Below are 25199 nucleotides of genomic sequence, written 5' to 3' on the forward strand. Positions count from 1 at the left end.
TTTTTGGATAGAAGGAACAATTCATCCGATTTAACGTGTAAAATGCTGGCACTCGATTGCGCTACTCATTTTTTATTTTGTCAGAGAATCTAATCTTATCTTTGGCTTCCAGTTTATAGATGGCCTGATCTGAACGTAGCGAATGGATTCTGTACTCAATAAAGCAACGCTGAAAAATCTCATTTTTGACCTTGGCGATGTCATCATCCCCATTGACCTGACGGCTCCCGTTCGAAACTTTGCCATGCTGGCGAACCTGCCTGAAGATGAAGTACGAGCCATCTGGAAACAACACGACATCTTTAAGCATTATGAAACTGGCCTGATTGACGACGAAGCTTTCCGGGGACACGTTCGGCGACTGCTTAAGAATGATTCATGGGCGGATGAAGTCATTGATACAGCCTGGAATACAGTCCTGCTCGATTTACCCGTCGAACGCATCGAACGTATCAAAGAGTTGAAAGCGAACCATCGTTTGTTTCTATTGAGCAACACTAGCCCCATTCACATTCGGCGGGTTAACCAGGTATTGACGAACATGAATCAGCCAACGTTAGAAAATCTCTTCGAACGGGTAATTTATTCCTACGAAGTTAAGCTGATGAAACCGTCACCAGAAATCTACCAATACGTATTAAATGAAGCTGGCCTAAACGCTAAGGAAACGGCCTTCTTCGACGATAATGCTGCGAACATTCAGGCCGCAACCGCGTTAGGCATTCAGGGCGTACATGTGCAGCCGCCAAAAACAATTGTCGATTATCTGAAAGATCTGGTGTAGTGCGGGTGGAAACCTGTACTGCCAATCATATAGCGGGTTTCCACCCGTACTACACGCATGAATCCACGTACCCGAATGTACCTCCTGCATGGAGGTCTTTTTTTGATTACCCTCATTACCACCACATTGTCTGGAGCCGAGTGGATGTTTGGTCGGTTGTTTATTCCATTTGAGGGTATGAAGCCCTTAGGCTGGGACGAATTTATCGCAGGCTTTCAGTTCTCAATACCTTTTCTGTCTATTCTGACCGTCCATGAGTTTGGCCATTATTTTACGGCCAAAGCGAACCGGGTACGCGTTACGTTGCCCTATTACATTCCGATGTGGCTGGGCATTGGACAAAGCATTGGTACGTTGGGCGCGTTTATCCGCATTCAGGATTACATCAACAGTCGCCGAAAATATTTTGACATTGGTATTGCTGGTCCGTTGGCCGGGTTTGTCCTGGCGCTGGTTGTGTTATGGTATGGGTTTACGCACCTGCCACCACCAGAGTTTATCTTTACTATCCACCCCGAATATCAGAAATGGGGCCTTGACTACGGAAAATATGCGTACCAGAACTTGCCTGAAGGGGGTGCCGTGGGCTTGGGAGACAATTTACTATTCAACTTTTTCAAAACCTACGTAGCCGACCCTGCCCGTGTGCCGCACCCCTATGAAATGATTCACTATCCATACGTATTGGCGGGGTATCTGGCCTTGTTCTTCACGTCGCTCAATCTGATTCCGATCGGGCAATTGGATGGAGGACATATTCTATATGCACTTATTGGCCGTAAGCAATTTAGCTGGGTAGCCCCAGTCTTGTTTACTGGTTTTGCCTTTTACGCCGGTCTGGGTATGTTCAAACCAACCGACTTTGCGGTGCTATCCGATGAAGCATTTTTCTCGGAGTTAGGCTCGTTTGCCTTATACGTTGTCTTTCTGTTTCTGGCTTTTTCGCGCATCAGCGAAAATCGTATGACGTCGCTGCTCATAACGCTTAGCGTTGTCGTGGGGCAACTACTACTATCATGGCTCCGGCCCGATTGGGAAGGGTATTCCGGGTTTATGATCTTTGTGTTTGTATTGGGCCGTTTCCTGGGCATTTACCATCCTGAAACAGAATTGGAAGAACCTTTAGATCTAAAGCGGCAGGTGCTGGGATGGATCGCCCTGCTTGTTTTTGTCCTTTGTTTTAGTCCGCGACCTTTCCTGATTTCATAGCCGATATATACCGTTCGATAAAGTCGAGTGTTGACGTAGACTAAATGAGGAATTTAGGTGCCAAGTCCCTAAAGAATTCCTAATAATCATTATCTTACAGTCTCATAATGACTTGCTTATTCATTCTATGGGACTTTTTTCCAGACAGCCGTCCGATGCTGATCTGATCGCGGGTATACAGACCGGTGGCACCCAGCGTCGGCTTTATGAAAATAAGTTATACGAAAAATACCAATATCTAATTACAGATGGTACGCGGAAGCATCGCCTGACTGAAGACGAATGCGCTAGTGTCTACTCCGATACCATGCTGACGGCCTTTGATAATATCACTAAAGGTCAGTTTGAAGGGCGTTCGAGCCTTAAAACGTATCTATATCAAATATTTACGAACAAATGTGTTGACGCAATTCGAAAAAAGACGACTAATCGAAGTAGCGTCCACGATGCCTTCTCGCTCGATGATTCGCTGATGCAGTTGCCCGATGAGTCCCGGTCAATAGTGCAGACGCTCATTGCCCAAAGTGACTTCGAACGGCTGCAGCTGTATTTACGTGAGTTGGGTGAGAAATGTCGCGCCATGATTTTATCCTGGGGCGAAGGCTATTCCGACGACGAGATTGCGCAGGCGATGGGCTATAATTCAGCTGCTGTTGCAAAAACCAGCCGATTACGATGCTTGGAAAAATTACGTGAACGTTTTTCGTAAACTACGATGAAAACTGATCTGGAAACGATTGAAAACTATTTAACTGGTCAACTCCCGTCCGACGAACGAGCCCAGTTTGAAGCTACGCTACGTACCGACCCCGACGTAGCGAATGCCGTGGCGTTTTACCTGATGACAAAGCAGGTCGCTCAGGATGAAGCCCGTGAGCAGCGCCGAACTGAACTGGATGCGTTACGTACGAAGAATGTACCCGTCCGTCCACTGTGGAGTGCTCCAATGCGCTGGGCCGCAGCTGCCAGTGTAATTGTCCTGCTAGGATTAGGCTGGGTTTTCTTTCGCCCAACAGACTCAACCGTTATGGCAAGCCGGCTGGCTGATGAATACGTAGCAGAACATTTTAGGCAATTACCACTGACTATGGGAGGAGGTCCCTCTGGTTCCAGTTCGGAGGATAGTGTAAAAACAGCCGTTAGCTTGTTCAACGATGGGAAGCTTGCTCAAGCAGAACTCATATTCCAGGACGTGTTGACCCGCCAGCCAAATATGGATAGTGCCTTGAAATATGCGGGGATTGTTTCCCTCCGGCAGGGAAATTACGACAAAGCCATTACGTTATTCCACCGTCTGAGCCAACAGCCCGATTTGGTGGCGAACCCCGGCACGTTCTATGAAGCGCTGGCCCATTTGAAACGCGGACAACCGTTGGATAAAAGCCAGGCTGAAAAATTGCTTGAAGAAGTGATTAACAAGAACTTGGAGGGAAAGCAAGAGGCTGAAGTTCTGCTTAATCAGTTATAAATGTTTAAGGTCCATTCACATGTCTACTGAATCCACTCCCTTACAAAGCGAACGTCCTGATTATGGCAAAAACCCTGACGACTATAATCGAGGTGAGAATCCTCCTGTTGACGACAGAAGCCGCCCGCCCCTAAATAGAATCGGCCATCGTGCTAATCCGCTACTGAACTTTTTGAATAAAAAGGTCGTCGCCGAGTTTAAGGGTCCGAAGGGCGGCTCACCTAACATGCCCCAGTATGCCATTCAGAAGCAGAAAATTGTCACAATGACAGAGAGCCTGCTAAAGCTGTTGCAGGGAGAAGATCCTGACAAAAAGCTATTAATAGGTACAGCGAAGCGTCAGGTTGAAAAGGATGAACTAGATGAACCGTTAACGTCAATAATCAGTGATCGTGCTAATCGGCGTATTATCCCGACTGACTGCCCGGATATATCTTCGGATGGCGTGGTGATGTACACAGTTTTGCTGGACTGGGCGGAAGATACCAAAGAAACGTTCCCAGATGTACTTATTAAGGATTTGGAATCGGGAGAAACAACCCGCTTTGATACGCAGACAAACAATTTTCTGGTGGTTAGTGGTATGGAAGATGATGGCGGAGACCCCCACAATCCGCCACCGGGCCCCCCAGTTACAGGATCAGGGCCGTTAAACACGCAGATAAGTGATTTCAAAGTAGCGACTGAGGACGATATCACCCATTACCAGAAGCTTAACGGACAGGATAAAGGCCCATCTGTGGCTGTGATCGATACCGGATTGAAATTTAATCTTCATGCATCCCAATGGCCTGATGGCGCTTACTCGTATCGACAGGCCAACGGGAACAAACGACAGTTTAAATTAGCTTACCAGGACCCATCCGTCAATGCATGCGAAGGTGTAACGGCGAGTAATCCGCTTGGTTACTGCGCGCTTCAATCCTATCGGGAGGATGAATCGATCACGAAAATAATGCCGCTACCACTCGGGGCTACCATGTCAGCGCTTGAACGTAATGAGCGTATACGCAAGGTGAAAGACAGTCCTTATGATGATTTTCGGCTATTCGATAGCGTGACGGAAACGACCGTCCAGGAAGCTCGGCACGGTACGTCGGTAACGGCGATAATTCAGCAGAATGGCGACGATGCCCCCGTGCTGGTAGTCAAATCGTTCGATAATATGGGTTTTGCCACCCTGTTCGACGTATTGAATGGGTTTAATTATATACTGCATCGGTGTGAAAGCGCTAACATCCGGGTGGTAAATGCCAGTTGGATTTTTGGTCGGGATGAACCCATGCTGAGGGTTAAAATTGAACAGTTGATGGAGAAAGGCGTGTTTGTTGTGGCGGCTGCGGGTAACGAGCGGCAAACCTCCGACCGAAATTTAGACATAGTAAAGGTCTATCCAGCCTGTTACAGCCAGAAATATCCAAACGTCATTACTGTTACGTCGGTCCGGAAAACGTATCTTCCTCCGAAGCTCATGTCATATCGGGGCGATTCTGTTGTTGGAAAACTGCTGGGCTTCGCCATAGGAAAGCTAGGCCTGTTTGATTTTTTAAACAAGGCTGGTAATCTGGTTGATGCTGTACTGCCAACCCGTGGTTACATAGCCGTTGAAAATTATTCGCCGAGCGATGTGAACGTGGGAGTTGTCAGTACGTTTGGCTTCTTCCCCAGTCCGTTCCGAAAGGGGAAGCCGATACGGGGTAGTTCGTATGCGTGTGCATTCATATCCGGATTTGTGATCAAACGCTTACGTACTGGTCATGATCCTTTGCCATTGCTCTCATCAATTCAACCTATGCGCAGTCGTATGATGGCGGCTCGCGAGAAATTGCTGGAGGCTATGAGTGGAAGAGACCAGGAGAATTTAGAGCCAGATTACGTAGCGGGCGGCTATTACTTGGCTGGCCATGACGTTGACTAAAATGTATTGTTAGTCAGAGTCAAATTTAAAAGTACTTCAACCTTCTAATTGGGACAAGACCTGACAGGTTAAAGCCTCCTTCGGTAGGTTAGTATGCTTTTTGTAGTAATCAAGGAGTAGTTTCTAGGTGTTCTTCCCAACTACTATGCGTTATTACTTATTTCACAAATGCTTTATAGCCTGGATAGCGCTATTTGGGCTATCTTATCATGCGATTGCCCAATGCCCGGCCCGAACCCAATTACAGACTAGGTTGCAAAGGTTGTCGGATGCGGCCGATATAACAAAGACTGCTAAAATCGATGCTGCACAGGTCCAGGCGCAGGTTACTGTTTTGCAAAAATGGCAGCGGCAGTGGCAGCAGTGCGGCTATCCCCTTGACTCAACCTATATTAATGGTTTGCTGCAGTTGGGTCTGGTTCATTACTACCGGGGTGAATTACCGGAAGCAACCCAGACTGTGCGTCAGGCAATTCGGTTGTGCCAGACAGCACGTGCGGAAAGAAGCGTTGACCAACCCGCCAAGGCGTATTACCGATTAGGGATGTTATTGGTACATCAGAATCAGCCCGCCGTAGAGACACTTAAACAGGCGGTTCGTCTTGGGCAGGGCATCCGCTCAGCCGATCGGTGGATGGGTGGAGCCTGTTTATACTTAGCTAATGCCTATTACTCAGCAGGTGATTATCAACAAGCTCTTAGTATTGCCAAGCAGGGCGAGCAAGTGGCCAGCCATACCACTGACTGGCCACTAATAGCCAAATTATTACTGGAAAAAGCAGAGACATTAAATGTATTGGAGCAATATAGCTCCGCCCGTCAGGCTGCCGAACGCGCTATCGCCATGTCGGAGCGGGGCGACTATCAGTCTATAATGGCCAGAGCTTATAGACAAGTAGGGATTATAGCTGAAAATCAGGAGCAATTTATCGATGCGCTACGATACCGCCAGCGTGCGTTCGAGATTGCCCGAACTATTAATGATCCTACGGCTCCCGACTATGCCGTGTCAGTAGGGAATCTGTATTACCGACTCGGACAGTATGATCGGGCTGTAGTTTATTTTCAGTATGGAGTCGACAACAATACAAACAGCTACGCTAAGGCTAACTCTCTGGATAAATTAGGGGAGGTTTACCAGAAAAAGAAAGCATATGATCGGGCTTTGCGGTATTATCAACAGGGCCTAACGACGATACCCATCCACTTTGGGAATCCGGCTATCACGGGCTTGCCCAATGCCCAGACCATCCAACTAGCCGATCAGAAAGAATACTTGCTTAGAATTATCCAGAATAAAGCCGATACGTGGCTTGATTACGCCAAAGCGACTACTAATCAACAGCGTCTTCATTACGCCCTCGAAACATATAAAGTGGCCGACCGGATGATTGATTTTATGCGCTGGGAACATATTGGTCAGCAGTCGAAATTATTCTGGCGGTATAAGACCCGAAGCATCTACGAACGAGCTATTGAAACCAGTTTTTTGCTGAAAAATACAGAACAGGCGTTTCACTTCTTCGAGAAAAGCCGGGCGGCTATGCTAGGGGACAAGCTGAATGAACTGGGAGCCCGGCAACAACTATCTCCGGAACAAACTGAAGAAGAAGAGCGATTGAGGCAGAATGTAAGCAAGAGGCAGATGGATTTTGCGGCTATTATAGCCAGCCAGCCTATTAACGACGCAGCTTACAGGAAGGCACAATCGGCTTTAAACTCAGAGCAGGATGAGCTGGATCAATTTCGAAAAAAACTGGAAAAATCGAATCCCGTATACTATCAAGTTAAATACGATACAGCCGCTACGTCCTTATTCGACCTACGCCAACATCTGAAGAGACAGAACGCTTCGTTTGTTTCGTACTTCGTTGGCGACAGCACGTTGTATGTATTAGGCGTAACCGCTGATACCTCAGTCCTATATCGCCAGCCATTACGTAGCTACGGACAAAATGTGAATGCATTCATGAATCTATTATGGATGCCCGAAGCTATGAATCGCCGAGCGAATTATCAGCAATTTCTAGCATTAGGAAGTAGTTTATACAGGCAGCTATTGGCTCCTGTTAACCTCCCCACCGGACGTATTATTGTTTCGCCTGACGGTTCATTTGTGCCTTTCGAAACGCTCAGCCGAAACGCTGGTGCGCCTGATTACTTGGTAAAGGATTATGCTTTCAGCTATGTTTATTCAGTACGTTTACTGTTAAAAAAACGAGTAGATAACCGATCGGAAATACGCGTTCGTGGTCATGATTTTTTAGGGATTGCCCCTGTAAATTTTGCTGCGACGTTAAAGCAGGTCGCTTTGCCCGGTTCCGAAGAAGCTTTGGAACGTACGGCTAATGGATTTCATTCGCCAACATTATTAACACACGATAACGCTACCCGCCGGGCTTTTTTGAAAGAAGCTACCGACGCCAGTGTCATTCAGTTGTTTACCCACGCGACTGCCGATAGCTCAGGCCAGGAGCCCCAGCTCTATTTTGCTGACTCAACATTAATGCTTTCTGACCTTGGCGACGGTGATCTCTCGAACACAAGGTTAGTAGTCCTGGCGGCCTGCAAAACGGGGGTCGGTGCCAATCAGCGGGGCGAGGGCGTGTTTAGTCTGGCACGTGGATTTGCAGCTCTGGGCGTACCAAGCGTATTGACAACGCTCTGGAGCGTTCAGAATGAGGCTACCTATAAATTGACTGAACTGTTTTACAAATACATACACCAGGGGTTACCCAAAGACATTGCACTACAGCGTGCCAAACAGGAGTGGCTCAGCGAGGTCGATCAGACTAACCAATTACCAAACTTCTGGGCTGGGTTGATTATCGTAGGCGATACTGAACCGCTCCCACGTAGTAATTACAGTCTATGGATGGTATTACCACTGCTGGCGTTGGCTGGGTCTGGAGTATGGTTCTGGAGAAAACGAAAATCTAAAGGGTAAGTTTCATAGCCTCACTCAGTTTAAACACCTCTTTCAGGCATTTAGCAGTTAATTCAGCGTCTTCAAGGGCATTATGAAAGCCGTCTTCCCGAGCGAAACCGAAATAGTTTGCAATGGCGGTCAGGCTCAAGCGGTCGGGAGCTTTACGGCCGTTTGCCTTTAATACCCGGAACGTAAAGTAAGCCAGCGTGTGAAGATCAAGCAGAACGCGTGAGTACGGCCATTTCAGCTTCTCGTAACGATATGCTTCTTTCAGGAAATTGATATCGTTGATAACGCTTTGCCCGCAGATGATTACGTCGCGCAGGAACGGCGTTCGATCCAGCTGCCCTTTTGGAACGCGGAGGCCAAGCTCTTTGCAAATCCATTCTTCCAGTTCTGGCAGTACGTCATACATCATGGGCGCATCTTCCAGGTCGGCCAATGAGAGGTTATGGATTTTTTCGGACGAGGACGAAAAGGCTTCGTGATTTTCAGGATAAACGTTTGTCAGGTAGCGACCGCCCTCAACCCAGTTATCGTCAAAAAGGACAGCACCAATCTGAATAATTTCGTTGTAATCCGGTTCCGGACCGGTCATCTCAAGGTCAAGTACTAAAAATGGCATATCAAATAAAGTTTACAAAGTTATCGATTTTAGTAACTAAAAGACCGTTTAATATATATTATGGAAAACTGTAGATTAATTTTTCAAGGGTATTTTTCTTTTCTCATATTGGTAACTTTCCATGTATTTGTATAAATAACTTCTCTAGTGTTTTACTCGTTCAACCAATTTCCCAATGTCGCTGCTGACTTGCTGAATAAAGGCTAGTTGATCACCCAGCAACTGATCGTCACCAGTTAGCATTGTTACGTTTGCATCGGGTGTTACTGGTTCTATGGCGGGTTTCAGCGAATCGATACCCAGCCGGCGCAGGCTTTCAGTCAGGGTGAATAATGCACGTTTAACGGGTTTTGCCAGGGAGGCCGAGTATGTTTTTGACTCATCCGATAACTGGGCCGACGTAATGGTGGCTACATTAGCCGACAAAATGTGATTCAGCACGACAAATTCATAGATTAGCTTTTCATTACGTTGCTTATGCTTTGGTTCCGACAGCATCCGATCGAAAGCAGCCGACAGGTTGGCCGATGTAACGTAAACGTCTTTTCGAGCCAGTTTATAATCGACCAGTTTGGCTGGCCTTCCTGACAAACTGTCGAGCAACAACTGAAGGTACCGGACGTTCGCTTTCAGTACAGCCTGCATAGGCTTCTTTAACTGGTCTGACTCCCACTGCGGAAACAATACGTAACTCGCTACAAACGCAATGACACCGCCTAGTAACGTATCGAAAAATCGTTCTTCAGCCGCACCTAAATAACTGACACCTAGAAAGTTGAATAGTATTAAAATAAATGGTGTGACGCAAATAACCATCACGATGTAATTAACCCGCTGAGCGCTGTATGTGCCTAGCATGAGCAATACCATGAAACCGAACTGCACAGTTTTGTTCGGCAGGAACGTGAGAATAAGCACCCCAATGATACCACCCGCCAACGTACCGATAATCCGTTCGATGTTTCGCTGTTTGGTCAGACTGAACGCTGGTTTCAAAATAACCGAGATGGTCAGCAATACCCAGTAACTATGATGGCCGTAGGGGAGAAGTTTGGTAATGACAAACCCCAGCAACATGGCGATCGCTACCCGAACGGAATGCCGAAAAACAGACGAGTCGAGCGTCAGGTTATCCCGAAAGGATTTCAGGTCAATTTCCTGGTGCGTGACAAAACGGCCATATTCCATTTCCTCACTGTTAATCGGGCTGATAGTCGTTACCGTAAGATTTTTTTGTATCCGAGTTAGCCGCTGACTCACCCCCCGTAAACTCACCAGCACTTTTTTCAGTACCAACGTACTGCCACCCTCATCGCTCAGGGCGTCTATGTGACGTTTCAACTCCTCCAGTCCCGGATTTATGTCGATTGGTTTGTGCAGCGGAACGGGTAACTGAATCGTCAGGCCAATATGGTCAAGCTCAACGGACAGTCGGCGAATGGATCGGGAAATTTGATTGAGTATACCCGATTTGCCAAAACGTTCGCGGATGTCGGAGTAGTCATAATACATGGCGATGATCTGATCATATAGATCAACGACATCGACAAACGTTAGCAGCAACAGGCGGCCCGTTCGGGTTGATTCGGTAACAATACGCCGACTTTTGAATAAAACCTCCCGGACAGCGTCCTGTTTTTCGCTCACATCAACCTGCTGAGCAATCAGTCGACGGTAATCTGTATCTAACGGCGTCGCTACGTCGTAGAAATCAGCTTTGATGGCCATGAGCTTGGCGATCTCGTGGATGCACTGCCCTAATGCCTGCTGCGCCAGTCGGTACGGTTGCAGACGCGACACCAGTAAACTGATGGTGCTGTACCAAATACTGCCGAACAAAACCAGGACGCTCTCCCGAACCACACCCGCTGCATCCAGCGGGCGGTCGAGCATCAGGATCATAATCAATAAAGCCGCCGTTCCGACGGATGTTGCCCGATTGCCATAAATGGCGAACATGGAGAAGAAAAAACTGAATACCAGAATTTCTATGCCCAGCGTGTAGGGATTCAGACGGGCGAACCCCGTAATGAACGTGACCAGAAAGCTAATCAGCGCACTGGTTGCCATGGCGTTACGTCGATGCATAACGGGCCCGGGCGCATCGCTCAGGCTAACGTTCAGCGCCCCCAGCGACATAGCCATACCCGTCTGGAGCTGATCGAACTGAGCCAACACCAGTGAGGGTAGCAAAATAGACAGCGTTATCCGCAGCCCATCCGAAAAATACTGGCTGGACAGAAAATAACTGACTTGTCGACTTCGCTTGTTCATTGTGGACTATATTGGCTGGCGCTTGTTCTATTGCGTAACAACCGCCCCCGTTTTGCGTTCGCCGATTTGTTGTCGCCACATGGCATAATAAAGACCTTTCTGCGTCAGCAACTCGTCGTGGCTACCCGTTTCCACAACCTTGCCTTTTTCGAGAACGAAAATGGTGTTGGCGTGCATAATCGTAGAGAGCCGGTGGGCAATCAAAATGGTAATTTGCTCGTTCATCGCTGACACACTACGTACCGTATCCGTGATTTCTTCCTCTGTCAGGGAGTCAAGTGCCGACGTCGCTTCGTCGAAAATCAGCAGACGCGGGTGGCGCACCAACGCTCTGGCAATAGACAGCCGCTGTTTTTCTCCGCCCGACATTTTCAGACCACCTTCGCCAATGGGTGTGTCGAGCCCTAATTCGGACCGAGCCAGTAGATGCTCACAGGCCGCTTTGTCGAGCGCATCCAGCATTTCCGCTTCGGTGGCATCGGGTTTAACGAAAGCTAAATTCTCACGAATGGTTCCGGAGAACAGGTGCGTATCCTGCGTAACGAAACCGATTTGCCGACGCATTGGGTTAAACCGAATGTCTTTGGTGGAGATGTCATTGTAATAAATTTCACCGCCTACGGGCCGGTAAAGCCCGACTGACAGCTTGACCATCGTTGATTTCCCCGAACCCGATGGTCCAACAAAGGCGATGGTGTCGCCAAGCGTGGCTTCAAACGAAACGCCATCGATTGCATTCTGATTGGCCCCGTTATGCCGAAAAACGACTTCTTTAAACCGAATCCGTTCAATCGGACCAACTTCGATAGGGGATTCGGGATTGCGTTCGATCGGCTTTTGCATCAGTTTCTCGAAATTGGTCAACCCCGCTTCGGCTTCCCGATAAGCAAGAATAATATTGCCCAAGTCCTGCAGGGGATTAAAGATCGATACGGAGATAAACTGCATCGAAATCAACTCGCCGGTGCTCAGTACGTCGCGGAAGATCAACCACAGCAATGTAAAGAGAACCGATTGTTTCAGGATATTCAACGTAGTGCTTTGCCAGAACGATAACAAACGGACCCGCCGAACCTTAAACATTTCCAGTTCAAAAATACGACCCGTTTGTGCCTTCAGACGTCGTATTTCCGGAAACGTTAAGCCAAGGCTTTTGATCAGTTCGACGTTACGTAGCGATTCTGTAATGACACCCGACAGTAGGGCCGTCTCACGATTGATCGATCGCTGGGTGGTTTTGATCTGTTTGCTGAGTAAACCCGTTAGTCCGCCCAGCAGTAGCACACCGATTAGAAAGACCGGAACCAGCGCCCAGTGTTTTGTGATGGCGTACCATATCAAAAATCCCATCCCCACAATAGACGAGAACAGGACGTTGATGAACGAGTTGATGAATTTCTCTGTGTCGGTACGTACCTTTTGCAGGATCGACAACGTAGTACCACTGTTCTGATCGCCAAATTCCTGATAGGATAGACGTAGCGTTTGTTTCAGACCGTCGTTGAAGATGTCGGTGCCAAATTTCTGGACAACTAATCGCGTTACGTATTCCTGAAATGCTTTGGTAATATTCGAGAGAACGGCTACCCCAACCGCTATCGCTAAAAGTTTTAATACACCTCTAACTTTGTCAGTATCAGTTTTCTGTCCGGGATGTGTAGCGTATTCGTCAATAAGTTTTCCGAAGATGATCGGATCGACAAGCGCGAGAATCTGAGCAATACCAGCCAAGGCTAATGCCAGCACGGCCAGCCAACGATAAGGCTTTAAATACTGCCAGAGAACGCGCATAAACAATGGGGTTTGGGGTGAGGGGCAAAAGGTTTAGGGCGGAGAGCTTCATGGATAGCCAAAGTTGCCTTTCGCCTAAAAAACCTATGCCCCAGACCCGTTACCCTAGACATTAATACGTGTCCAGTTCCTGAATCCGGGCCAGGTGGCGACCGCCTTCAAAGGGCGTATCGAGCCAAATCTGAACCAGTTTCAAGGCTGTTTCTTCCGACATCATTCGTTCGCCAAGCGATATAACGTTAGCGTCATTATGCTGACGACACAAACGGGCCGACTCTTCATTCCAGCATAAACCAGCCCGAACTCCTCTGACGCGGTTGGCAGCTATAGCCTCACCGTTACCTGATCCCCCCAATACAACACCCCGTTCGACCTCACCAGCCGCAACTGCTTCGGCAACAGGGCGAATGAAAAGGGGATAATCAACCGATGGCGTTTCGGCATAGGTACCTTTGTCGATTACCTCGTGGCCGAGGTTGATGAGGAATTGTTTGATAGCTTCTTTGTAGCGGAAACCAGCGTGGTCGGAGCCAATAGCGATTTTCATGATAAATTAAGAGCAGATGAAAACAAGGCCCAAAAGTAGTAGAATAGCGGCCTAACATGAAACCTTACCGGAGTAAACTTGTTCGGAAAACAGACGGGCGGTAATTTGCGCCCCGTCAATACAACTGACTCATGATTCCAGCAACCAACCAGCGGCCACCTGCTACGATACTTTTTATTTTCGGCGGCAGTGGAGATCTTAATCTTCGCAAACTAACGCCCGCGCTATACAACTTATTCATTGATAAGTATTTATCTGAAAAATTCGCTGTTGTTGGTTTAGGCCGCAGCAAGTATACAGACGAATCGTTCCGGGAGCGTCTACTGGAAGGTGTTCAGTCATTTTCCCGGCGTAAAGATGATCTGGATGATACGTGGAAATCGTTTTCGCCCAGCATATCTTATTTGCAGATGGATGCTGATGATGCGGGGGCCTATCCGAAATTGTCTGATTTTGTAGCGGCAAAGAAAAAAGAGTGGGGCGAAGAGCCCAACGTCGTCTTTTATCTGGCTGTTGCGCCCCAATTGGTGCCGGATATTGCAACTAATCTAGGTAAACTACCGCTCTGTGGCGAAAAATCGCACGTCCGCATTGTGGTCGAGAAACCGTTTGGACACGATCTGAAAACGGCGCAGGAACTGAATGCCTTATTGGGCGGACTGTTTGCGGAAGAGCAGATTTATCGAATTGATCACTATTTAGGAAAAGAAACGGTACAAAATATTCTGGCGCTTCGGTTTGCCAATTCGTTGTTCGAGCCGATCTGGAACCGGCGCTACGTGGAATACGTGCAGATTACCGCTTCGGAAACGGTAGGACTCGAAGGTCGTGGCGGCTATTACGAAGGCTCGGGAGCGTTACGGGACATGATCCAGAATCACCTGCTGCAGATGCTGTGTATGGTAGCGACCGAAGCGCCCATCTCGTTCGAAGCCAACGAGGTGCGTAACAAAAAAGTAGACGTATTGAACGCCATTCGTCGGATTAGACCCGAGCAGGTGAACGATGTTGCCGTCCGTGGACAGTATGGACCTGGTGAAAAAGACGGGAAGAAGATTCCGGGCTACCGCGAAGAGGAGGGTGTAAAGCCTGATTCAGCAACGGAAACGTTTGCCGCCGTCAAGCTTTATGTCGACAACTGGCGTTGGGAGGATGTACCCTTTTATCTGCGCACGGGAAAATCACTGCCCGAAAAAGCAACCGTTATTACCGTTCAGTTCAAACCCGCGCCTTATTACGCATTTCCGGAAGAAGCCACGCAAGACTGGCACTCAAACCAGCTGACAATTGGTATTCAGCCTGATCGGGATATTCGCTTACGATTTCAGGCCAAACGTCCGGGGCAAACGCTTGCCATCGACCCGGTCGAGATGGTTTTCAGTTATAAAGACGCTTATTCCAGCCAGGAACCGGAAGCCTACGAGACCTTGCTGCTGGACGTTATGACGGGCGATGCTACGTTGTTTATGCGCGCTGATCAGGTCGAAGCCGCCTGGAAAGTAGTAACGCCGATTCTGGAAGCCTGGGAAAATCAAACTCCTGATTTTCCAAATTATGCACCTGGTTCCTGGGGTCCTGAAGCCGCCACGCAACTAATTGAAAAAGATGGATTTCACTGGACCATGAAATAAATGCGGTCCAGAGTCAACAAACGTTGATTGAGAGTAGCTAACGCAAATTGATTGCTTTCCTACCCATTGCTACGGACTAACGACTGTTGACCACTGACGTACTGAAAAATTATGACAACCCAACTTGCCGCCCTTTTTGTTGACGATCAGGCCTTGCCGTGGGAGACGGTTGCTGAAGGTGTGAAACGTAAGATTATGACGTATGATGCCAACCTGATGATGGTCAAAGTGGCGTTCGAAGCGGGTGGGATAGGCGCTGCACACAGCCACGTCCATACGCAGATGAGCTACGTAGCGAGTGGTGTCTTTTCGATAACGATTGACAACGACACACGCGTCGTTCGGGCGGGTGATGCCTATTATATTCCGCCAAATGTTCGGCACGGAGCCGTTTGTGAAGAAGTAGGCATGCTGGTAGATATTTTTACACCCATGCGCGAAGATTTTGTGTAAGAGTCTTATCTGCACTTACAGTATTACTTTAAGAAGATAGTATGCAACTCATCGTTAAGAAAAATCCAACTGAACTGGCCAAAGCTGCTGCCGATTTTATATCAAAACGAATAAAAGAGGTTTTAGAAACGAAAGATCAGTTCACGATTGCCCTATCAGGAGGAAGCACACCTAAGGCTTTACATGAATTGCTCGCTAAACCGCCTTATTCTCAACAAATCCCGTGGGCACAGCTACACATTTTTTGGGGCGATGAACGCTACGTGCTGATAGAAGATGAACAGAGCAATGCAGGTATGGCCTACGATACGTTGCTCGGTCACGTTTATACACCCGAATCCCAGATTCATATTTGGCGGACAGATCTTGAACCCGAAGCGGCCGCAGCTGACTATGATCGTGTTCTTCACACGTATTTCGGAGATACGGGGCCTACGTTTGATTTGGTGTTGCTCGGCATGGGCGATGATGGACACACACTCTCACTTTTTCCGGGGACTGAGGTTATCCACGAACAAAACGCCTGGACAAAGGCTTATTTTTTGACCAAACAGGATATGTATCGTCTAACACTGACGGCCCCTCTGGTCAACCGGTCGTCATGCATTCTGTTTCTGGTAGCTGGACCAAAGAAAGCTGAACCGCTTAAAGAAGTACTTGAAGGAGAATACAATCCGGATAAATATCCATCGCAAATCATCAAGCCAGAAAATGGAGATCTGGTTTGGTTAATAGATGAAAAAGCTGCTGCTGATTTAGAGTAAAGAGTATCTAAATTCATACTACCGCAATAAATTCATATTTTTAATATTATAAGTTAAATAACTGTATTTTAGATAAACTTTTCTACTAATATATGAGATTGGTTACTAGTTGGCTGGTGACTTTGCTCCTGCTATTGAGCTACTATACGTCAACTGGGCAATACGATTCTCTAAAGAGAAACACGCAATTTTATTCGGAAGTCGGTACGTTGATGACGACGAATCGAACGGTACCTTTCTGGCAACGCGCAAATCAATATGGTACTGTACCCTTAACAGGCTCACTAGGTACAATTCGTTTCGGTGTTTCATCGGATTACCGACCGTTACCAGCTCGTCGGATTGATTGGGGATACGGTCTGGAAGTGGTAGGTAACACAAGTCCCTGGGGGCAGCAACTGATTTTACCACAGGTTTATATAAAAGCTCGCTGGAAGAATCTGGAAGTGTATGTAGGGCGTCGTAAAACTATTGTCGGACTGGTTGATACGCTATTGACGTCTGGGTCGTATGCTATGTCGGGTAATGCGTTGCCCCTGCCTACGATTCAGCTGGGAACGCGGGGATATGTACCCATTCGCTTTACAAAGGATCTAATCAGTATAAATGCTACGTTCAATCACGCGTGGTTTGAAACCGCTAATCGGCAGGTCAGCCACACCATGCTTCATCAGGCTACGTTCTACGCTCGATTAGGCAAACCCTCGTGGCCCGTTCGCCTGTATGCAGGCCTTAATCACCAGGTGGTGTGGGGTGGTTATTCACATTCATCCAATCTCCTCCCGGGTGTATCCAACAATGGAAAATTGCCATCCAGTTTTAAGGCCTATCTATATGCAGTTGCGGCTTTGTCTGACAGTGATTTGTCTATTGATGGCAATGTGTCGTCATTCGACGAAACGAATCGAATTGGGAATCACCTTGGCTCACTAGACGTTGGGGCCGAATTCGATATAGGCAATTCTACTTTTCTAATCTACAGGCAAAATCCATATGATACGGGGGCGATCTGGTATTTAACTACGATTGCCGATGGGTTGAATGGTTTGAGTATTCGTCGTAAACAGCCAGGTGAAGGGTTCATATCCGTTGACCGTGGACTTTTTGAGTTTTTGTTTACGGCCGATCAGGGTGGAGATCAGTTTGTTCTTGAGGACCCATATCGTCGAGGCAAGGTTAATTACTTTAATAGTTCGCAATTTGTTGATGGATGGACAACCCGCGGTCAAACCATTGGCACTCCGTTTTTAACTCCTCAGGGGGAGATCTATCCATGGGCACCTTACGGCCCTATCGTTAATAACCGCGTATCGGTTCTCCACCTGGGACTGATGGGGCACGTTGGTAAAGAGGCAACCTGGCTACTGAAACTTTCGAATAGCAAGAATGTAGGTACATATGATGTTTCATTCAATAGGAAGTTAGAACAGTTCTCAGCAAGTCTGCAACTATTAACTCCCATCCGGTTGCCTGTTTTGGGTCTGGCTCAATTAAATACAACGGGCGCAATTGATCGAGGAACCCTACTACCCGACGCAACAGGGATTTATATCGGCCTGCGTAAAACGTTCTGTTCGTTTTAGCTACTACAGACTAAGACGCCACTGTACGATGCGCTTCCCTGTTACGTTGAATAATCAGCGATGGGTAAGGTTTTATAAACAAATAGCGCTATTTTTGTTGGTCAGTTTTCCCAGAAAAATACAACTGTTGATTGACTGAACGCTCAGGTTTTCTTGCTGCGCAGATAGTAAATAAATGGCTTTGCTGGCTAAATTGGTACGTAATGCAGTGTTTTCGAAACGATACTGAATTAGGTCAATTGCCGAAATAATAAAGGTTGGTTTATAAATCAGAACATACCGTCGAACGCGTAAACTACAAACCGTAGCTACAAATCGTTTATGACTAGTTTAATTCGTTTACTGCAGAAACTCGACTATATACGCCTGGTCGTAGGTATCTGTATTCTCATAGATGGCTACCCGTTGATCTTCTTTTTTAGGGATACGTTACGGTTTGCAACGGGAAGTACTGTGTTCACCGCATTAGGGTTTGCTGGAGGACTAGTGCTAATGGTGCCATTTACCGTGTTCCGTCGATTGTATCGTTTCGACGTTATAATGTTCTGGACGAGCATTGCCTTTATCGCGTTCAGTATTTTCTACATGTATGTTTATCCTCCCCTCGATAAGGTAGATTATACCAGGGAGATGATCTATTACGCATTCATTATTATATTTTTGTTTCTATTGATCAACATTCCCAATGATATTATCCCTGTCGTTGTTCCTGTGATCGTATTTTTTACCTTGGCATCAAATCTGGGGCTAGTTTATTCCTTGGTGAAAGACCCGTCCTGGGTTATTGGTCAACGAGCAACGATCGTGTTAAATGATAGTGACGATGGCTCCGGAAACCCCCACGTATTTGCACGCAACGCATTTATGGGAATTGTGGCCTGTATGATCTGGCTGGTACGTCCGCAGACTAACTTTTTGGTACGATTGCTGGCTTTGTTTTCGGGTATATTCAGTGTTGTTGTTTTGGTGCTGACGCAAACCCGTTCGTCGGTTGTGGCATTAGGACTAGCCATTATTTTATTTGTAGTCTATAATGTCCGCCCTACCCAGATTCGAACAGCTGTTCGGGGTATTTTTAAACCCGGTCCGCTTATTGTTATCGCAATCGGAATTGTCGGATTGGTTGTTTTTTTTAACAAGTACAGTGATTTATATTATATATTAGAAAGCTATGTATATGGCTTTATTGAGCGTAACCTGGAGACAGTTTATGGAGCATTAGGGCTGACATCAAAAGGGGCGGATTATAAAGCTGTTATAGATGATTCGGTGGCAAACCGGACTGGTAACTTAAATTTACTGACGAATACGCTTACCAGCCAGGCATATATGCTCATTCCCGGCTATGGCTATAAATTTTCGTACATTGATATACCTATGCTGGAAGCCTTTACAAATCAGGGTATTCTTGGTTTAATTTTATTTGGAGGAGTCACCGCAATGTCTGTGCGTCATAGCCTACGAGTTATGCGCACTGATCCGAACGATTTAAACACCTTTCTGGCTTATTTTTACGTACTTATCTTTGTCTATACCTTCACGGGAGGGCGGCCTTACGACATTACGTTCTGGTTTCCATTGGCCCTAATGACCCGGTTTATGGGGGTCGAACATTTATTCCCGTCTTACTTGTCGAAGCATCCTGTGGAGACTTCCTATCTCGTCGTTAAGGATGGGGATAGTTAGAGGATTATGACCACCCTATGCCACTACCTCAGCTTACCTTTACGCGCTTCATTGCCGCATTGATCGTTTTGATTTTTCACGGTGCTCGGAGCACTTATCCATTTACGGTTTATCCGGGTCGATATTTCATTGAATATGGTCATATTGCCGTTGTCTACTTTTTTGTTTTATCCGGCTTTATTTTAACCATTACGTACCGGTCTTCTCTTGAGCGAACCGGTGCATTAAATCGAGGCCAGTTCTGGCTGGCTCGGTTTTCCCGGATTTATCCACTTTACTGCTTCGCGTTGCTAATGACGATGTTCGTCCAGACAACGTACTATAATGTATCCGTAACACCCGCCCAATTAATAGCTAGTTTGAGTCTAATGCAGGCCTGGCTTCCGTCTCTGGTTACTACGCTTAACGGGCCGGGCTGGTCGTTATCAGTTGAAGCTTTTTTCTACGCACTTTTTCCGTTGTTGCTGCCACTACTAATGAATCTGCCTAACCGGGTGTTAGCAGGACTTTTGGTAATCTGCTGGCTTAGCGGTATTGGGTTATATCATTTGTTAGATAGTCAACCTAAACCCGTGAATTTTTCCTCCGACGAATACCATAATCTCATTTATTATTCGCCCTGGATGCACTTGGCTACGTTCGTTAATGGTTGCCTAAGTGGTTTGCTTTTCTGGCGTTACGTACGGCAACATAAGCCCTCTCCAGCCCGAAATCGGCTCGCCTGGTGCTTGTTGGTGCTGGGGTTGATTGGCCTGATCGTAATCGTTCCTCAGGATCGACTTATGATGTATGCCCAGGGAGGGATGCTAGCCCCGGTTTTTATCTTATTTATCACGGGACTAGGCTTACAAACCGATACGGTGCTAACCCGCCTTTTTTCATGGCTTCCGCTGGTATATCTGGGCGAGATCAGCTATGGACTGTATATCCTGCAAATGCCCGTAATCTGGCTGTTTAAAAAAGTTGATCCCTTGTCGCTGGGCGATACGTTCCAACGGGATATCTTCACGTTTGCTGCACTGTTTCTTGTAACAATAATCTGTTACCACCTTATTGAACGTCCTGCTCAGACGTATATTCGTACCCGCTGGCATCCCAGACTAGCGCATTCCAATTCGTAGCGAGAAAGATCGCCCGTTCTCAGAGCCTTATCTCATTTGATCCATTTATGTTGACTTCTGCAACTCCCCCAAGAAAGGTATTTGACACGATTCAGATTCTTAGAGGATTAGCGGCATTAATCGTTGTTCTATTTCACCTGTCTCTGGGAAACGAACGACGTGGACAACAACCGCTTATTGGGGGACTTTTTCAGAATGGATTTGCCGGCGTCGATTTATTTTTTGTGATCAGTGGATTTGTGATCATGCATACATCTCATCGGTATTTTGGTACACCCGACTATTTCGCTACGTATATTCGTAAGCGACTGATCCGAATTTATCCAATCTACTGGATTACATTCGTCGTTATCGTTGGTGGCCTTTTGTTAGTCGAGTTCGTCACAAAAAAATCGGTAGGTTTTCTGCCAACGTCCTGGGATTTGATCGTAAGCGCTTTTCTCCTTTTGCCCAACCATCCTAATATCAATGGTGTTACGTGGAGTTTGAGTTTTGAATTATATTATTATTTGTTATTTGGTCTGCTAATCCTCTCCCGACAATTATGGTTACTTATTGCTATTGTACTGACCCTGTCAGGAGTTGCTACGTTAAATCCAAACGTATTCACACCTTACCCGCTACTTACCTTCTTTTTTAGTCCCTACAATCTGGAATTCGCTTCAGGGGTATTAATCTGGTGGCTTATTCATCAGTATAAATTCAGTACACCGATCTGTTTTCTTCTGTTATTAATTTCGGGCGTTTGGCTATTGGTAAATAAAGGTACTTTGTTTGAAGAGCCTGCCAAGCGAACCATCCTCTACGGACTGAGTTCCTTTCTATTGGTGCTTTCTTTCACGGGATTAGAACGTAATGGCTGGTTTCAGCCTTCAGGTCTTAATCGGCTCCTGATGAAGATTGGTGACGCATCTTACCTGATCTATATCTTTCATTTCCCATTTCTTCCTTTTTACGGGCGATTACTGAACGCAGTACCTAATACGTTGGGACAGCATATAGCGGCCCTTTTGTTTACCGTTGTACTGATTGTTGTCTGCATTGATCTTCATAGTCGTTTTGAAGCGCCTTTGGTGAAAAAATTGAATTTGTTGTTTAAACCAGTTAGTCCGAAACCAGATAACGGATAGTGTATATTTGCCCTCTTTTTTCCTGTAAATGCGTATTCTGATCGTTCATAATATTCTTTGGGCACATTACAAGGCCAGTGTATTTCAGGCACTTCAGCAACTTGTTGATCAGCAGACAGACGTTACTGTAAAGGTTTTGCAAATCGCTCGCAACGAACGTTCCCGGGCTGATCTGGAAACAGCATCGGACGTAGGTACTCTGGTTTATGCCTACGACTACGATTTACTCTTTGATCGATTTCTGGAAGATATTAGTCTTCGTAGTCGGACAAGATCCCTATTACAGCGTGCCGGAGCATTTAAGCCAGACGTTATTCTATTAACGGGTTACTACGATTTTGCTCAAATTTTTCTGCTCCTATGGGCAAAAGCGAAAGGTATTCGCGTCGTCATGCAGAACGAAAGCACCTTGGCCGATCAGCGGCAGGGAGGATGGAAAGAACAATTCAAACGCCGGATATTCAGCTTATGTGATGGATTTTTCTGTTTTGGAACACAATCCGCCAATTACCTTATTCAGTTGGGCGTTCCACCCGAAAAAATTCTGCTACGTAAGAATGCCGTCGACAATGACGCGCTTCGAGTTGCCTATGAAGAGGCCCTGCCGAAGCGAGTTCAGGAGCAGCAGCGATTGAGCGTACGGCCTAATAATTTCATCTTTGTTGGTCGATTGATTACGTTTAAAAACTTACAGACTCTGCTCACGGCTTTTGCGGATGCCAATGAAAAATCGTCAAATGCACAGGAATGGGGGCTAATTTTGCTTGGGGATGGTCCGGAAAAGGTTTCCCTTCAACAACAGGCGGATGAATTAGGGTTAATCGATTCGGTTCAATTTATGTCAGGTCGCCCCTGGTTTCAGGTGCCTGATGTACTGGCGTTAGGTAATGTGCTGGTATTGCCGAGCTGGTCAGAGCCGTGGGGGTTAGTGGTCAATGAAGCCCTGGTTTGTGGTTTACCAGTCATCGTGTCTAATCGGTGCGGTTGTGTTCCCGACCTGGTTCACGATAAAGAAAACGGTTTCGTTTTCGACCCAGCTCAACCTGACCAGTTGACGGATTTACTCCTGCGATTTATGGATGACAAAGTTGATCTGGGACAACTGAGCGAATCAGCCCGGCAAAGTGTTATTCCGTATTCGCCAAAAGCAGTGGCTCTGGGAATGCTCAACGGATTTAGGAAAGTTAGTCAATCAAAGGTGACTCAAACGGCTCAAAATCAGCACTAGCGAAGCGCAACGTACTTTGGCGTTTCGTTGATTAATTCAGCTTTTAACGGATGAAGATATTTTTTTCGGCTGGTTCATTTTTTCCGGCGCAAATTGGTGGTCCTGACAATATTATGTACTGGCAGGCCAAAGCACTCACCCAACGAGGGCATCAGGTTTGGGTAACAACAACCGATGATGGCATTGGCCCTGAAATCGAAAAAGACCGTTGGCTGACAACTGATTTTGGCCGCGGAATTTACGTCAAAACGGCTATTCACTACGTACCCCTGAAATTGCTACTGGCCTCATTGATGCCACTGTGGCGGTGTGACATTGTTCATTTATCGAATTTATATTATCCATCTTCATGGTTGCTGGCTCCGCTGGCCTTGTTATTCGGTAAAAAGATTGTCTGGACGATTCACGGCGAGCTGGACCCGGATGCGATGATCTACAGTACAGGCCGTAAAAAAGCCGTCCTGAATTTTATACGGATGATGACAAAGCGAATTGTTTTTCATTCAACCTGTGATGCTGAGACGCAATACGCCAAAAATCAATTTGGCTCAGGTGTTCGTATCGTTCAACTCCCTTATTTTATGGAACTGACCCCCAGACTGACCCGAACGCCCGGCGATTACTGGCTCTACGTCGGACGAATCCATCCTAAAAAAGCGATTGAACGACTCATTGAAGCCTTGCCGCTCGTTCGGATAAAGAAACGGCTGAAAATCATCGGTGATTACCAGAATGAGTATGGCCAACAACTAATCGAATTAGCGAATCGAATAGGCTACGGCGATCAAATTGATTTTCTAGGCCACAAAAAAGGAACGGAAAAATACCAGCTGATGGCCGATAGCTATTGCATGGTGATGCCATCGCATACCGAAAATTTTGGTATTGTCGTGACTGAAGCACTCACCCAGGGCACGCCCGTGATTGCCTCGCTGGGCACGCCCTGGAAAATTTTGAGTGATCGTAAGGCTGGTTTCTGGTCGTCGAACGAAGTACAGCCGTTAGCCGAAACGCTTAACCAGATGGCCGATTTAGATTCCGCTACGTATGAGCAGTATCGGAAGAATGCGACTAAGCTGGTAGAAGAATACGATATCACGAAAAATATCCAGCAGTGGGAAGCGGTCTACCAGCAAGTACTTGATAAAAAGCTATAAATCAGTTGACTCGCTTTGTTACTACGTTCGACCAGTCAATTTGGCTGTCTGCCTGGGTTAAATCGACGAAGGGGAATTCGACAAGCAACCGTTTGAGTTTAGGTAGGCAATTTTTAAGGCCGTAATACGATTTGAACTGCCGCGCCCGACTCAGTCCGGGAATCATGGGCTGTCCGGCGTCGAAATCACGGGGGTGAAAATACGTCATCACGTAGTTAGACTGGCGTGTAAATCGTCGAATGACCTCGTAAGGAAGTAACCGAAAATAGCCCCCGCCCGAGAAAACCAGATCCTGCCCGAACATGGCTGCCGTATTCATCGGAAATTCTTTCAGCAACGTACCGCCTACATCAAGATAACCCGGCTCGAACATTCCCAACTCGGCATCGCCCCCATGTGCGCGACGGGCCGAGAATACGGAACAATCAATTTCGATACCCTGCTCAACCAGAATTGGAAAAACCCAACGGTTAAATTCTTTGATGGAAAAACCCGGTGCCCGATAGGACCGAACTTTTTTGCCCGTCAGATCCTGCAAATGCTTGATGGAACGTATTAAATCGGTCTGGAAATCAGCAGGCGTTTGCTCATAGGCAAGTTGATGAGCGTAGGAGTGAGTCGCAATTTCATAGCCGGCGGCATCAATTCGCCGAATTACATCTGGGTGCTTATCGGCTACCCAACCGAGGCAGAAAAACGTAGCGCGGCTGTTTGTATCGGCCAGAAGCTGGAAAATACGATCCATGTTCTCGTAAATCCGCGTTTCGTATCGACTCCATTCGGCTTCGGTACGTGTCGACGCATTATCCAGAATATGAAACCACTCTTCAATATCGAATGTCAGGATGTTCATAATAAAAGGAGGAAGGGGAAGAAAGGGAGGAAAGGAAGAGAGGGGCAT

At 46.8% G+C, this 25199-nt stretch carries 20 protein-coding genes; 15 read left to right on the plus strand and 5 right to left on the minus strand.

All coding sequences use genetic code 11. The features are described from left to right. Positions 1-142 precede the first annotated feature (142 nt). The 6 genes from IC230_RS20615 (at position 143) to IC230_RS20640 (ending at position 8326) form a co-directional block, all read left to right on the plus strand. Positions 143-784, plus strand: a complete 642-nt coding sequence (locus IC230_RS20615) for an HAD family hydrolase (RefSeq protein WP_191040944.1) — start codon at positions 143-145, stop codon at positions 782-784. Between the two features lie 57 nt (positions 785-841). Beyond that, entirely contained in the window at positions 842-1993 is a 1152-nt protein-coding gene (locus tag IC230_RS20620) for a site-2 protease family protein (protein WP_191040945.1), read from the plus strand. Between the two features lie 127 nt (positions 1994-2120). Further along, complete coding sequence (locus IC230_RS20625; RefSeq protein ID WP_191040946.1) at positions 2121-2702, plus strand: RNA polymerase sigma factor; 582 nt, start codon at positions 2121-2123, stop codon at positions 2700-2702. A 6-nt stretch (positions 2703-2708) separates the two neighbouring features. Further along, on the plus strand, positions 2709-3461 hold the full coding sequence (locus IC230_RS20630; RefSeq protein ID WP_191040947.1) for a hypothetical protein: 753 nt from the start codon (positions 2709-2711) through the stop codon (positions 3459-3461). A 19-nt stretch (positions 3462-3480) separates the two neighbouring features. Continuing rightward, a complete protein-coding gene (locus IC230_RS20635) occupies positions 3481-5379 on the plus strand; it encodes a S8/S53 family peptidase (RefSeq protein WP_191040948.1) in 1899 nt (632 codons plus the stop codon). A 145-nt stretch (positions 5380-5524) separates the two neighbouring features. After that, a complete protein-coding gene (locus tag IC230_RS20640; RefSeq protein ID WP_191040949.1) occupies positions 5525-8326 on the plus strand; it encodes a CHAT domain-containing protein in 2802 nt (933 codons plus the stop codon). Here the strand turns inward: IC230_RS20640 and IC230_RS20645 are convergent. The 4 genes from IC230_RS20645 to rpiB form a co-directional block, all read right to left on the minus strand. After that, the gene (locus IC230_RS20645) at positions 8316-8933 is read right to left on the minus strand and encodes a 3'-5' exonuclease (protein ID WP_191040950.1); all 618 of its coding nucleotides are present in this window, start codon (positions 8931-8933) and stop codon (positions 8316-8318) included. The genes IC230_RS20640 and IC230_RS20645 overlap by 11 nt on opposite strands. A gap of 144 nt (positions 8934-9077) precedes the next feature. Continuing rightward, positions 9078-11207 carry an FUSC family protein gene (locus IC230_RS20650; protein ID WP_191040951.1) on the minus strand — a complete coding sequence of 710 codons (2130 nt, stop codon included), beginning with the start codon at positions 11205-11207 and terminating at the stop codon, positions 9078-9080. A gap of 27 nt (positions 11208-11234) precedes the next feature. After that, positions 11235-12998, minus strand: coding sequence for an ABC transporter ATP-binding protein (locus IC230_RS20655; protein ID WP_191040952.1), 1764 nt, complete (start codon positions 12996-12998; stop codon positions 11235-11237). A 112-nt stretch (positions 12999-13110) separates the two neighbouring features. After that, complete coding sequence (gene rpiB, locus IC230_RS20660; RefSeq protein WP_191040953.1) at positions 13111-13545, minus strand: ribose 5-phosphate isomerase B; 435 nt, start codon at positions 13543-13545, stop codon at positions 13111-13113. Positions 13546-13676: 131 nt separating this feature from the next. Here rpiB and zwf point away from each other — a divergent pair, with 131 nt between their 5' ends. From zwf to IC230_RS20705, 9 genes are all read left to right on the plus strand, one after another. Further along, positions 13677-15176, plus strand: coding sequence for a glucose-6-phosphate dehydrogenase (zwf, locus tag IC230_RS20665; RefSeq protein WP_191040954.1), 1500 nt, complete (start codon positions 13677-13679; stop codon positions 15174-15176). Positions 15177-15287: 111 nt separating this feature from the next. Next, on the plus strand, positions 15288-15629 hold the full coding sequence (locus IC230_RS20670) for a cupin domain-containing protein (protein ID WP_191040955.1): 342 nt from the start codon (positions 15288-15290) through the stop codon (positions 15627-15629). A 41-nt stretch (positions 15630-15670) separates the two neighbouring features. Further along, the gene (pgl, locus tag IC230_RS20675; protein WP_191040956.1) at positions 15671-16393 is read left to right on the plus strand and encodes a 6-phosphogluconolactonase; all 723 of its coding nucleotides are present in this window, start codon (positions 15671-15673) and stop codon (positions 16391-16393) included. 92 nt (positions 16394-16485) lie between these two features. Continuing rightward, the gene (locus IC230_RS20680; RefSeq protein WP_191040957.1) at positions 16486-17976 is read left to right on the plus strand and encodes a capsule assembly Wzi family protein; all 1491 of its coding nucleotides are present in this window, start codon (positions 16486-16488) and stop codon (positions 17974-17976) included. 453 nt (positions 17977-18429) lie between these two features. Next, positions 18430-19662 carry an O-antigen ligase family protein gene (locus IC230_RS20685; protein WP_317171809.1) on the plus strand — a complete coding sequence of 411 codons (1233 nt, stop codon included), beginning with the start codon at positions 18430-18432 and terminating at the stop codon, positions 19660-19662. 17 nt (positions 19663-19679) lie between these two features. Further along, on the plus strand, positions 19680-20783 hold the full coding sequence (locus IC230_RS20690; protein ID WP_191040959.1) for an acyltransferase family protein: 1104 nt from the start codon (positions 19680-19682) through the stop codon (positions 20781-20783). Positions 20784-20830: 47 nt separating this feature from the next. Beyond that, entirely contained in the window at positions 20831-21913 is a 1083-nt protein-coding gene (locus tag IC230_RS20695) for an acyltransferase family protein (protein WP_191040960.1), read from the plus strand. 28 nt (positions 21914-21941) lie between these two features. Further along, entirely contained in the window at positions 21942-23141 is a 1200-nt protein-coding gene (locus tag IC230_RS20700; protein ID WP_191040961.1) for a glycosyltransferase family 4 protein, read from the plus strand. Between the two features lie 50 nt (positions 23142-23191). Next, positions 23192-24298 (plus strand): glycosyltransferase family 4 protein, encoded by a 1107-nt coding sequence (locus tag IC230_RS20705; RefSeq protein ID WP_191040962.1) that lies wholly within the window; start codon positions 23192-23194, stop codon positions 24296-24298. 1 nt (position 24299) lies between these two features. On the opposite strand, the gene IC230_RS20710 is transcribed toward IC230_RS20705, so the two are convergent. Continuing rightward, positions 24300-25151, minus strand: a complete 852-nt coding sequence (locus tag IC230_RS20710) for a polysaccharide deacetylase family protein (protein ID WP_191040963.1) — start codon at positions 25149-25151, stop codon at positions 24300-24302. Positions 25152-25199 lie beyond the last annotated feature (48 nt).

The sequence above is a fragment of the Spirosoma validum genome, from assembly GCF_014699035.1.
In the GTDB taxonomy this organism is placed as follows: Bacteria; Bacteroidota; Bacteroidia; order Cytophagales; family Spirosomataceae; genus Spirosoma; species Spirosoma validum.

Excerpts from the sequence above, each read along its gene's own strand:
- IC230_RS20615 (WP_191040944.1), top strand. The coding sequence starts at position 143 with ATGGATTCTGTACTCAATAAAGCAACGCTGAAAAATCTCATTTTTGAC.
- IC230_RS20620 (WP_191040945.1), top strand. The coding sequence starts at position 842 with ATGAATCCACGTACCCGAATGTACCTCCTGCATGGAGGTCTTTTTTTG.
- IC230_RS20625 (WP_191040946.1), top strand. The coding sequence starts at position 2,121 with ATGGGACTTTTTTCCAGACAGCCGTCCGATGCTGATCTGATCGCGGGT.
- IC230_RS20630 (WP_191040947.1), top strand. The coding sequence starts at position 2,709 with ATGAAAACTGATCTGGAAACGATTGAAAACTATTTAACTGGTCAACTC.
- IC230_RS20635 (WP_191040948.1), top strand. The coding sequence starts at position 3,481 with ATGTCTACTGAATCCACTCCCTTACAAAGCGAACGTCCTGATTATGGC.
- IC230_RS20640 (WP_191040949.1), top strand. The coding sequence starts at position 5,525 with ATGCGTTATTACTTATTTCACAAATGCTTTATAGCCTGGATAGCGCTA.
- IC230_RS20645 (WP_191040950.1), bottom strand. The coding sequence starts at position 8,933 with ATGCCATTTTTAGTACTTGACCTTGAGATGACCGGTCCGGAACCGGAT.
- IC230_RS20650 (WP_191040951.1), bottom strand. The coding sequence starts at position 11,207 with ATGAACAAGCGAAGTCGACAAGTCAGTTATTTTCTGTCCAGCCAGTAT.
- IC230_RS20655 (WP_191040952.1), bottom strand. The coding sequence starts at position 12,998 with ATGCGCGTTCTCTGGCAGTATTTAAAGCCTTATCGTTGGCTGGCCGTG.
- rpiB (WP_191040953.1), bottom strand. The coding sequence starts at position 13,545 with ATGAAAATCGCTATTGGCTCCGACCACGCTGGTTTCCGCTACAAAGAA.
- zwf (WP_191040954.1), top strand. The coding sequence starts at position 13,677 with ATGATTCCAGCAACCAACCAGCGGCCACCTGCTACGATACTTTTTATT.
- IC230_RS20670 (WP_191040955.1), top strand. The coding sequence starts at position 15,288 with ATGACAACCCAACTTGCCGCCCTTTTTGTTGACGATCAGGCCTTGCCG.
- pgl (WP_191040956.1), top strand. The coding sequence starts at position 15,671 with ATGCAACTCATCGTTAAGAAAAATCCAACTGAACTGGCCAAAGCTGCT.
- IC230_RS20680 (WP_191040957.1), top strand. The coding sequence starts at position 16,486 with ATGAGATTGGTTACTAGTTGGCTGGTGACTTTGCTCCTGCTATTGAGC.
- IC230_RS20690 (WP_191040959.1), top strand. The coding sequence starts at position 19,680 with ATGCCACTACCTCAGCTTACCTTTACGCGCTTCATTGCCGCATTGATC.
- IC230_RS20695 (WP_191040960.1), top strand. The coding sequence starts at position 20,831 with ATGTTGACTTCTGCAACTCCCCCAAGAAAGGTATTTGACACGATTCAG.
- IC230_RS20700 (WP_191040961.1), top strand. The coding sequence starts at position 21,942 with ATGCGTATTCTGATCGTTCATAATATTCTTTGGGCACATTACAAGGCC.
- IC230_RS20705 (WP_191040962.1), top strand. The coding sequence starts at position 23,192 with ATGAAGATATTTTTTTCGGCTGGTTCATTTTTTCCGGCGCAAATTGGT.
- IC230_RS20710 (WP_191040963.1), bottom strand. The coding sequence starts at position 25,151 with ATGAACATCCTGACATTCGATATTGAAGAGTGGTTTCATATTCTGGAT.